Annotated in this window: 12 protein-coding genes and 2 tRNA genes; 9 read left to right on the top strand and 5 right to left on the bottom strand. The window is 60.9% G+C overall.

What is annotated here, in order from left to right:
* Positions 1-16: 16 nt before the first annotated feature.
* On the top strand, positions 17-277 hold the full coding sequence (locus QKD99_RS09435) for a MoaD/ThiS family protein (protein ID WP_239194003.1): 261 nt from the start codon (positions 17-19) through the stop codon (positions 275-277).
* On the opposite strand, the gene QKD99_RS09440 is transcribed toward QKD99_RS09435, so the two are convergent.
* Both QKD99_RS09440 and hisC read right to left on the bottom strand, forming a co-directional pair.
* A complete protein-coding gene (locus QKD99_RS09440) occupies positions 274-666 on the bottom strand; it encodes a phage holin family protein (protein WP_204610500.1) in 393 nt (130 codons plus the stop codon). The two genes, QKD99_RS09435 and QKD99_RS09440, sit on opposite strands and share 4 nt — an antisense overlap.
* The gene (gene hisC, locus QKD99_RS09445; protein WP_284766406.1) at positions 667-1,719 is read right to left on the bottom strand and encodes a histidinol-phosphate transaminase; all 1,053 of its coding nucleotides are present in this window, start codon (positions 1,717-1,719) and stop codon (positions 667-669) included.
* Between the two features lie 108 nt (positions 1,720-1,827).
* Between hisC and QKD99_RS09450 the strand changes: the two genes are divergently transcribed.
* Positions 1,828-1,916: transfer RNA gene (locus QKD99_RS09450), tRNA-Ser, on the top strand.
* A gap of 84 nt (positions 1,917-2,000) precedes the next feature.
* Here QKD99_RS09450 and QKD99_RS09455 read toward each other — a convergent pair.
* The 3 genes from QKD99_RS09455 to QKD99_RS09465 form a co-directional block, all read right to left on the bottom strand.
* Positions 2,001-2,135 (bottom strand): hypothetical protein, encoded by a 135-nt coding sequence (locus QKD99_RS09455; RefSeq protein WP_284766405.1) that lies wholly within the window; start codon positions 2,133-2,135, stop codon positions 2,001-2,003.
* Between the two features lie 174 nt (positions 2,136-2,309).
* A complete protein-coding gene (locus QKD99_RS09460) occupies positions 2,310-2,693 on the bottom strand; it encodes an NUDIX domain-containing protein (protein WP_347951307.1) in 384 nt (127 codons plus the stop codon).
* A 28-nt stretch (positions 2,694-2,721) separates the two neighbouring features.
* Positions 2,722-2,943: a hypothetical protein gene (locus QKD99_RS09465; protein WP_347951308.1), complete on the bottom strand. Its 222-nt coding sequence runs from the start codon at positions 2,941-2,943 to the stop codon at positions 2,722-2,724.
* Positions 2,944-3,221: 278 nt separating this feature from the next.
* Here QKD99_RS09465 and QKD99_RS09470 point away from each other — a divergent pair, with 278 nt between their 5' ends.
* The 7 genes from QKD99_RS09470 to QKD99_RS09500 all read left to right on the top strand — a co-directional run bounded on the left by QKD99_RS09470 (position 3,222) and on the right by QKD99_RS09500 (position 9,296).
* Positions 3,222-3,584, top strand: a complete 363-nt coding sequence (locus QKD99_RS09470) for a DUF202 domain-containing protein (RefSeq protein ID WP_347951309.1) — start codon at positions 3,222-3,224, stop codon at positions 3,582-3,584.
* Positions 3,577-3,885 (top strand): DUF202 domain-containing protein, encoded by a 309-nt coding sequence (locus QKD99_RS09475; protein ID WP_239194011.1) that lies wholly within the window; start codon positions 3,577-3,579, stop codon positions 3,883-3,885. Before QKD99_RS09470 ends, QKD99_RS09475 begins: the two co-directional genes overlap by 8 nt.
* 44 nt (positions 3,886-3,929) lie before the next feature.
* Positions 3,930-4,688 carry a hypothetical protein gene (locus tag QKD99_RS09480; RefSeq protein WP_347951310.1) on the top strand — a complete coding sequence of 253 codons (759 nt, stop codon included), beginning with the start codon at positions 3,930-3,932 and terminating at the stop codon, positions 4,686-4,688.
* A gap of 91 nt (positions 4,689-4,779) precedes the next feature.
* Positions 4,780-6,144: a magnesium transporter gene (mgtE, locus tag QKD99_RS09485; RefSeq protein ID WP_347951311.1), complete on the top strand. Its 1,365-nt coding sequence runs from the start codon at positions 4,780-4,782 to the stop codon at positions 6,142-6,144.
* A gap of 261 nt (positions 6,145-6,405) precedes the next feature.
* Positions 6,406-7,980 (top strand): DASS family sodium-coupled anion symporter, encoded by a 1,575-nt coding sequence (locus tag QKD99_RS09490; protein ID WP_347951312.1) that lies wholly within the window; start codon positions 6,406-6,408, stop codon positions 7,978-7,980.
* Between the two features lie 50 nt (positions 7,981-8,030).
* Positions 8,031-9,104, top strand: a complete 1,074-nt coding sequence (locus tag QKD99_RS09495) for a GTP-binding protein (protein ID WP_347951313.1) — start codon at positions 8,031-8,033, stop codon at positions 9,102-9,104.
* 119 nt (positions 9,105-9,223) lie between these two features.
* Positions 9,224-9,296, top strand: a tRNA-Arg gene (locus tag QKD99_RS09500).
* The last annotated feature ends 3 nt before the right edge of the window (positions 9,297-9,299 follow it).

The following is a 9,299-nucleotide window of genomic DNA, read 5'->3' on the forward strand; positions in this document are numbered from 1 at the left end:
GGGCATAGTGGAGGGCATGTTGACCGTTCACTATTTCGCCGCCGCCCGCGCAGCTGCGGGCGTGGCTTCTGAGCAGGTAGAAGCCCCCGCCACATTGGGTGATCTGGTGGCGCAGCTGGGCAGGGAGCATACCGGCACCACCGAGGCCGGCATGAGCCTGAAAGAGGTCTTGGGGCGCTGTAGCTTTCTTATCGACGGCGCCGGGAACACCGCCATGGATTCCCCACTGGCTGGCGTCACCCGGGTGGACGTCCTGCCGCCGTTTGCGGGCGGCTAATCGCGCTGCCGCAGCGGGCTAGTAAAGAAGTTAATGACGCTGCTGACGATGGACAGCACGATGGCGCCGATGATCGCGGCGCCCCAGGAGTCGATGACGAGGTGGCCGATCCCCAGGTCCAGGGAATTGAGCGCCCACTCCACGATGATGAGCGCGGCGCCGTTGATGACGAGGGAGAAAAGTCCGAGCGTCAGGCAGGTCAGCGGCGCGCCGAGGACGCGCAGGACCGGCATGACCACGGCATTAATAATGATGAAGACGATGGCGATGGCGATGAAATTGCCAGTCTCAGCCGGGGTGATGGTGATGCCGGGAATGACGGCGACCACCGCCCACAGCGCCACCGCGATGGCAAAGACGTTCAGGGCGAAGTTGATGAGCGAGCGCATTTAGCCTCCTATGGTTGCGTTCCACGCCTGCAACAGGGTGTCGGTTTCTTCCTCGGTGGTCACGGTAATGCGTATGCCTTCGCTAAACGCGCGCACGAGCACGCCGTGTTCGGCCAGGCGAGCGGCCACCTCCTGCGGGGTACCAAGGCGGGCCAGATTCGCGGCCGGCAGCCAGACATGGTTTGCCTCGGAATGCGGCACTCCCCAGTCCTGCAAGGCTTCTTCTAGGCGCTCGCGCTGGGCGACGGCCTCATCGGTGCGCTCCCGCAGCGAATCTTGCGCCGCCAGTGCCGCGCGCGCACCAACCTGTGCCACGGTGCTGGCGGAGAAGGGGATGGCCACCTTATTGAGGGCCTCAATAATATTTTCTGGCCCGAAGGCATAACCGATGCGCACCCCGGCCAGGCCATAAGCCTTTGAGAAGGTGCGCAGGCATACCAGGTTGGGATAAGTGCCCACCAGCTCCGTACCCAGCGGAATATTGGTAGCGCGGTTGTATTCGATATAGGCCTCGTCGAGGGCAACGAGGACGTCGGCAGGCACGGCATCCATGAAGGCGGCGAACTCCTCCTTGGTCACCGTGGTGCCGGACGGGTTATTGGGATTGCACACGAAGATAAGCCGGGTCTTGTCCGTAATCTTGTCCGCCATGGCCGGCAGATCCACGCGCTGGTCTGCACCTAGCGGAACCGGGATGGGGTGGGCGCCGACTACCTGGGCGAAGATGGGGTAGGCCTCGAAGGAGCGCCAGGGGAAGAGGACCTCTTCACCAGGGGTAGCGGCAATTTCCACCAGCTGTTGGCACAGCGCGGACGATCCGGTGCCCACCGCAACCTGTCCATACTCCACACCCAGGTGCGCGGCGAGGTCCTCGCGCAGCGCGGTGGCCGCAATATCCGGGTAACGGTTGGCCTTCGTCACGGCCTCCGCCATGGCCGCGGCCGCCTCCGGCAGCGGCGGGTGCGCGGCCTCATTAGAGGAGAGCTTGAGCGCGTCATCGTTGCGCGCACCGGCGACGTAGGCGGGGATGGCTTTCAGGTCTGGGCGAATCATGCCTCCCACTTTAGGGCCTGCGTCTTTGCTGCGGGCGTGAAAGCAGGGGGCTAGTTTGGCAGCGGCGGGGCAGGCAGGTATTCTCAAACGAGGTTCCTTGCGAACCGTGGAGATGTGCCAGAGCGGCCGAATGGGGCTCCCTGCTAAGGAGTTGACCCTTCTGGGGTCCGGAGGTTCGAATCCTCTCATCTCCGCCATCTAATCCCGAGCGTGCGAGCTCGGGATTTTCTCATTTCAGGTGGCGGCGCAAAGCTCGGGTTGAGGGGCTGAGAATTCTGCTATTAGCGCTGGTACGCGGCGCAGCGGCGGAAGAGCACGAGCATGCCGGTGCCGAAGATAAAGCTTCCGGTAAATGCCGCAGCACGCAAAGAAGTGACCTCGTGGAAGAGGGCGGGCACCAGGAGAATGGCGATCACAGAGCTAATAACTCCGAGGACGAGGAAACAAATCGTTGTGATAGGACCAGGTGTGGATGGTTGCGGCATGGAGGGACGTCCTTTCATCAATCGATCCTGATGAAAATAACTCTAAGTTGTCCTCCCAGAAGGCGCAATAGGAAGCGAGAAAGCGCCTTGGAGCCGGTCGGGGTTTTAGGAGCGCAGGGCGGGAAAGACCTTGTCACGCAAGAGGTGGGCGAGCTCGCGATCCGGGTTGGTGGGGTCTACCCACGCGATCTCGGCAATTTCTGCGGCAGCGCGGGCAAGGACGGGGCGCGGATAGGTAAAGATGCGTCCTCGCACGGTTTCGCCGGGTTCGTTGGCGGCCGGGGCATCGAAGGTCCCGAGCAGGGATAGCTCAGGGAGGCGGACATCAACGCCGATTTCTTCTGCGACCTCGCGGGCCGCGGCCTGTACTGGGGTTTCGCCGGTCTCCAGCTTGCCGCCGGGCAGCTGGAACTTGGTGGAAGACTCCTTACGCACGGTGAGGACATGGCCAAAGGAATTACGGAAAACTACGGCGGCAACTTCAATCATGGGCCCGACTATAACTCGCTACAGCGGGTTAATTCAGAAAGCCTGGTACCCACTCGCGCCCCACCCGGGAAAGCGCTGCCCCTCCCATCTGCCGCTGGTTGAGGCCTATGTCGAGGACGCCTTCAGAAACCGGATCGCTCGCGAGCACGCTCAAGAGCAGCCAGCCGTTATTCTCGGCGGCGCTCACACGCAGATCGGCATGGCTTTTCGCTACAGCGGCGTCATAATATTTCAGCTGTGCAGGCGACACGGAAAGAAGTCTCTGCGTTGCGAGTTCTGGCAGGACCTCAGTGGAACCATCAGGAAAGAACACCATGGCGCGCGTGATGTTCTCGTCGCTGAAAACCTGTCTTCGTTAGGGGGAGATAAGTTGGAAGTCGCATAGGGGCAGGCACATAGGGCGTGAATGCTCCATTACTCAGAGGCTGGCCTGCACCTTTGAGACTACGGGAAGGCCTAAACGTCGCGCGGGCTTATCACCGCGGGCTTATCACGACGCGGATGGCAAATGAATATAAAGTGGTACCCATGAGTGACTCGAGGTTTCCCCGCTCGGTGTTCGCGGTTGGCACCGACCCTGATCCGCGTTTCACGCTCGCTAATGAGCGCACATTCTTGGCGTGGATCCGCACCTCCCTGGCGTTGATTGCTGGCGGCGTGGCACTCGAGGCCTTTGACGTTCCCCTGCCAGCCGCACTGCGCTCTGCGGTGTCGGGATTCATGCTGGTCGTCGCCATTATTCTGCCGCTCGTGGCGTGGGTGCACTGGAAGCAGTCCGAACGTGCGATGCGCGAGGAACGCCCCTTGCCCTTTAGCTTTGCCATCCCGGTGCTCGTCGTGGCGATTATGGTGGTAGCGGGCGCGCTAGTAGTGGGCGAGTTTCTTGGCTAGCCCACTATTTGATCCCGGCCTGCAGCCCGAACGCACCCGCCTATCGTGGCAGCGCACCCTTTTGGCGTTGTCCTTGGTGGTGCTGGGGGTAATGCGGGCGGTGAGCGTGCACGTCTTCTTGCCACTAGTCTTCCTAGCCGCCGGTGTTGTGGCGTTGGCCTTAGCGGTGTGGCAGCGTGCCGCGCTTGTCGACGCCGCCTTATCCACCCACCGCTCCCTCCCCCACGCGGTCATCCTTGCGAGCACCGCGGGGCTCGTGTCCCTGCTGGCCGCCTTCGCACTGTGGGGGCTCTTCTTCTAGGTTCTCACCCGGCTCGGGGAGCCGTGGCGCTGTATATTATGCCTATGCCTAAATCCCTATCTCTCCCTCTTGCCGTCGTCGCGGCGACCGCCGTTGCCGCCTTGGGTGGGTGTTCCAATTCCCCTGAGTCCGCCGAGTCCGCGGATAAGCCGAATTTCACCGGCACTGCCCCGAGCTCCTCTGCGGCGGCCGCGTCCGATACCGCGACCGAAGCCGAGGAAGACTCCGCTGATGGTTCCGCAGATGACACAGAAACCGTAGCCGATGCCGGCAAAGGCAAAGACACCGAGGCTGGCGGGGAAAACAAAATCATCCCGGTAGAAGCCTTAGACAGTTTGTGGGTGCCGGCACTATGTGAGAACCAAGCTGGCAACCTAGAAGGCGGCAATTTGCCGGAAAGCCTGAAGGCTGGCTACCCCCATGCGATGGCTGGCCTGAAGTCGAATCAGGACGATACGCCAATGGGCGCCTACGCGGATATCAACGGTGATGGCAGGGACGAAGCCGTTATTACCTACGTCTGTAATAAGGGCGGTACGGGATGGCCGGATAACCTGCTCATCTATGACAACGACCTGAATTACATCACCAAGGTGGATGATTGGGAACGCGAGGGAATGCCACCCGCGCGCGGGCATATCCAGCAGCTGCAGTGGACCAAAGACACGGTCACCGTTACCTGGCGTGCCTATGCTGACGATGACCCGGCCTGCTGCGCTACCCAAGAATTCACCGGAAACCTCACGTTGGACGGGGATAGGCCGCACCTTGCGGTAACCGGTCACCGGCAGGTTGCCGGCTAGCGGCATTCCCTGCAGCATGGCGTAGTCTAAATGGGCTGTAATTAATACTCAGGGAGCTAAATCCCAGAGGCAAGAAAGGCAGGGCAGCGCGATGGCGGAGACCACCGAGCAGGCTAGCGATATCGTCGAAGCGTGGCTGAAACAAGAAGACGCCATCGATCCACAAAAGGCCCCGCGCCTGCAAGAACTTTTGGATAGGGTGCCGCTGCAGGATCTCATCGCCGTCGTCGAGCGACAAAATGCCATCCGCGCGGCGCTGGCCCTGCGCCTGCTGCCGCGCCAAAAATCGATCGCCGTCTTTGATGCCCTCGATGCCAAGCACCAGGCGGATATCATCGATGAGCTGGGCAATTCCGATGTCTATGAGTTCTTTGATGAGCTCGATCCGGAAGACCGGGTGGCCTTGTTGGACGAGCTTCCCGCGGAAATCGCCGATCGCCTGCTGCGCTCGCTGACTCAATCCAAGCGCGATGTCACGGGCGTGGTGCTGGGCTACGACAAGGGCTCGGTGGGACGCCGCATGTCGCCTGAGGTGCCCGTCATCCACCCAGAAATGAGCGTTAAGGACGCGCTATTCAAACTGCGGGAGACGGCGAATGAGCTAGAAACCATCTATACCGTGCCCATCACGCGCGAAGATCGGCGCCTAGTGGGCGTGGTGAGCCTGCGTGAAATCTTTACCGCCGATGCCGCTTTGGCCATGGCCGATATTATGCACGATCCCATCTTTGCTCGTGCCGGTGCTGATGCCGAGGAAACCGCGCGCTGGTTCCTGCCACTGGATATGCTCGCGCTGCCCGTTGTGGATGAGTCGCATCGCCTTGTCGGCCTGCTGACGTGGGATGACGCTACCGACATCGTGGAGGAAGAAGATAGCGAGGACTCTGCTCGCGCCGGCGGTACCGAAGCCCTCCAGCAGCCGTACCTGTCCACGCCGCTGCTCAAGCTGGTGCGTTCGCGCATCGTGTGGCTGCTCGTGCTGGCCGTCTCTGCGCTGCTCACGGTGCAGGTACTCGATTCCTTTGAAGACACACTGGCTAAGGCCGTGGTCCTGTCCCTCTTCATTCCGTTGCTGACCGGCACCGGTGGAAATACCGGCAACCAGGCGGCTACCACGGTGACGCGTGCCTTGGCGCTGGGCGACGTCCGCACGCGCGACCTCCTCGCCGTCATGTGGCGCGAGCTGCGCGTCGGCATGCTGCTCGGCGCTGTGCTGGGACTAGCCGGCCTGGCGCTGGCCACCCTGGTCTATGGCCTAAGCATCGGCCTCGTCATCGGCTCAACGCTGTTTTTGATCTGTTCCATTTCCGCGACCGTCGGCGGGCTTATGCCCATCGTGGCTAAGACCATCGGCGCCGATCCGGCGGTCTTTTCCAACCCCTTCATCTCTACCTTCTGCGATGCTACGGGCCTGATTATCTACTTCCTGATTGCCAAGACCGTGCTGGGTATCTAGCACACCTCCCTGTGGTTCGGGGGTGGGGAAGTGGTGGGGACATTTCCGGTTTCGGGCAGGTGCGATGTGTGCTCTATGGGGGGTGCGGGGGTGCTTGCGTGTGGCGGGATATGGTTTCTGCGTCACATGTTTTGTATGGTCAGTGCATGCTTCGCAGTGAACTGGATAACTTTCGGTCTGCTGCCTCGGCCTAGCTAATAAACTGGGAAATACGGAGCATATCCCACAGCACAATCCTCTCTAAGTGAAGGAGCGCGCGGTATGACCACCCCGCATACTCACGAATCTACCGCCCACACCGAAGGTGACGAGGCCCCCGGAGCGCCGCGCAGCGAGTGGCGCCGCCAGTTCATCGGCCTTTTCATCGGCTTGGGTTTGGCCGTACTGGTCTTCTTTATCTTTCCCTCGAATGCGATCGAGACCGTACAGGGCTCCGCGGGTGCAGATCCGGAAGCCGAGTACACGCTCAGTGCCATCCGTACCGTCGCCGCAGTAACCATCTTGATGGGCGTGTGGTGGATGACCGAGGCCATTCCGCTCGCCGCTACCGCGCTGCTGCCGCTGGTCATCTTCCCGCTCGCCGGTGTGGGCACGATTAAGGAAGTAGGCGCCCCATACGCGTCCGCCACCATTTTCTTGTTCATGGGTGGCTTCCTGATCGCGCTTGCTCTGCAGCGCTGGAACCTGCACCGCCGCCTAGCGCTGTACGTGGTGAAGATAATCGGCACCTCGCCCAAGCGCCTGATCTTGGGATTCATGCTGGCTACCGGCTTTTTGTCCATGTGGGTATCCAATACCGCTACGGCAGTGGTGATGTTGCCGATCGGTACCTCGGTGCTCGCGCTGACCGCGGAGACCGTAGGCGGCTGGGGAAAACAAAAGAAGTTTGCCACGGCACTGATGCTGGGTATTGCGTATTCCGCCTCCATCGGTTCGCTGGGTACGCTCATCGGCACCCCGCCGAATGCCTTCCTTAATGCATATATGGCCGATACCTGGGGCGTGACCCTCGGCTTCGGCCGGTGGATGGCGGTCGGTGTGCCGCTCGCCGTGTTCTTCTTGCTGATTGCCTGGGCCCTGCTTATCACCATTTTCAAGCCGGAGATGAAGGATATTCCAGGCGGGCGCGAGCTCATCAACGACGAAATTAAGGCACTCGGCCCCTGGACCCGCCCCCAGATCATGACTGGCATCATCTTCGTCCTCGCTGCCGCAGCCTGGGTTACCCTGCCGCTGGTCCTCAAGGAATTTGAGAACTATGACGATGCCATCGTGGGCATCGCCGCCGGCATCTTGCTCTTTATCCTCCCCGCGGACAATCAGCGCCGTATCCGCTTGCTGGACTGGAAGACGGCGAATGAAATGCCGTGGGACGTCCTCCTGCTCTTTGGCGGCGGCCTGTCGCTGTCCTCGGTCTTTAATTCCTCCGGTCTGTCCCTGTGGATTGGTGAGATGGCCAAGGGGCTTAGCGTTCTGCCGACTGTCCTCATCGTCTCTGCCGTGGCTGCGCTGGTGCTCTTCCTGACGGAGATCACCTCCAATACCGCAACGGCGGCCACGTTCATTCCGATTATGGGCGGCGTCGCCGTGGGTGTGGGGCTTACCGCCGATGGCGATATCAACGTCCTTCTCCTCACCATCCCGGTGGCCCTCGCGGCAACCTGCGCATTCATGCTTCCTGTCGCCACCCCGCCGAACGCCATTGCCTATGGCTCTGGCTACGTCAAGATCGGCGAGATGATCAAGGGTGGCCTCGGCCTCAATATCATCGGCATCTTCCTCATCACCCTGACGGTGTACTTGCTGGCAGTGCCAATCTTCGGCCTGTCCATTTAAGGTTAGGGGCTTCGTAGCCATTCCCTAATGAAAAACGTTACCATTAGGGAATGGCTACACCCGTTACTGTGCTGTCCGGATTTTTGGGCAGCGGAAAAACCACGCTCCTGAACCACCTGCTTGCCAACCGCGAGGGGCGCAAGCTGGCCGTCATTGTCAACGACTTCTCCGAGGTCAATATCGATGCTGCCCTCGTTGCTGGCGAGGGGCACCTCGAGCGCGGCGAGGACCGCTTTGTCGAGCTATCCAATGGCTGTATCTGCTGCACCCTGCGCGAGGATCTCATCGAATCCGTAGGTAAGCTGGCCCGCTCCGGCCGCTTCGATCAGATCGTCATCGAGTCCACTGGCATTTCCGAGCCTATGCCCGTGGCCGCCACTTTTGAATGGGAGTTTGCGGACGGCACCACGCTTGCCGACGTCGCCCCTATCGACACCATGGTCTCTCTCGTGGATGCTTCCACCTTTCTTGATTACCTGCGTCGCGGCAAGAACCTCGCGTCCGAGAATATTGAGGCCACACCCAGCGATGATCGCACCGTGGCGGATCTACTCGTGGACCAAGTCGAGTTTGCTGACCTCATCCTTGTTACCAAGACCGATCTGGTTGATGCTGCCGAAACCGAGCGCGTCATCGCAACCGTTCGCGCTATGAACCCCCGTGCTCGAATCGTAATGGTCACCGATGGTGCCATTGACCCACGGCTGGTCCTCGACGCCCACCTGTACGACGCCGCCACTGCCGCGGCTTACCATGGCTACGCCGAGGAGCTGGCTAAGCCGCACACGCCCGAAACCGAGGAATATGGCATTTCCTCCGTCGTTTTCCGCGCCGACCGTCCCTTTAACCGTGACCGCCTGCTCGCCGCCCTTCGTGCCAGTACCGGCCTAGTGCGCTCTAAGGGGTATTGCTGGCTCGATACCGATCTTCAACTCGCTCACGCTTGGCAGCAGGCTGGGCCTAACCTTCAAATCCTGCCCGCTTCGCTCTGGGCTGCAAATGACGTGACGCCCGGTACCGAAATTGTCCTTATCGGTATCGACTTCGATCACCAGTCCACCCTCAGGGCGCTTCAGGGTGCCTTGCTTTCCGACGCCGAAGTTGCCGCCCTCATCGCTCCCTAATTACCTCCATTTCCGTCAGGTGAACGCCGGGTGAACAGGCGATTTGTTAGTTTTCCGGACCGTGGGTATAGTAAATTCTCGTTGCACAGCAGAGCACACGCACTGCTTACCAACGGTCTGCGCCCGTAGCTCAACGGATAGAGCATCTGACTACGGATCAGAAGGTTGGGGGTTCGAATCCCTCCGGGCGCACAA

Source organism: Corynebacterium sp. c3Ub_189 (assembly GCF_039907195.1).
Lineage (GTDB): Bacteria > Actinomycetota > Actinomycetes > Mycobacteriales > Mycobacteriaceae > Corynebacterium.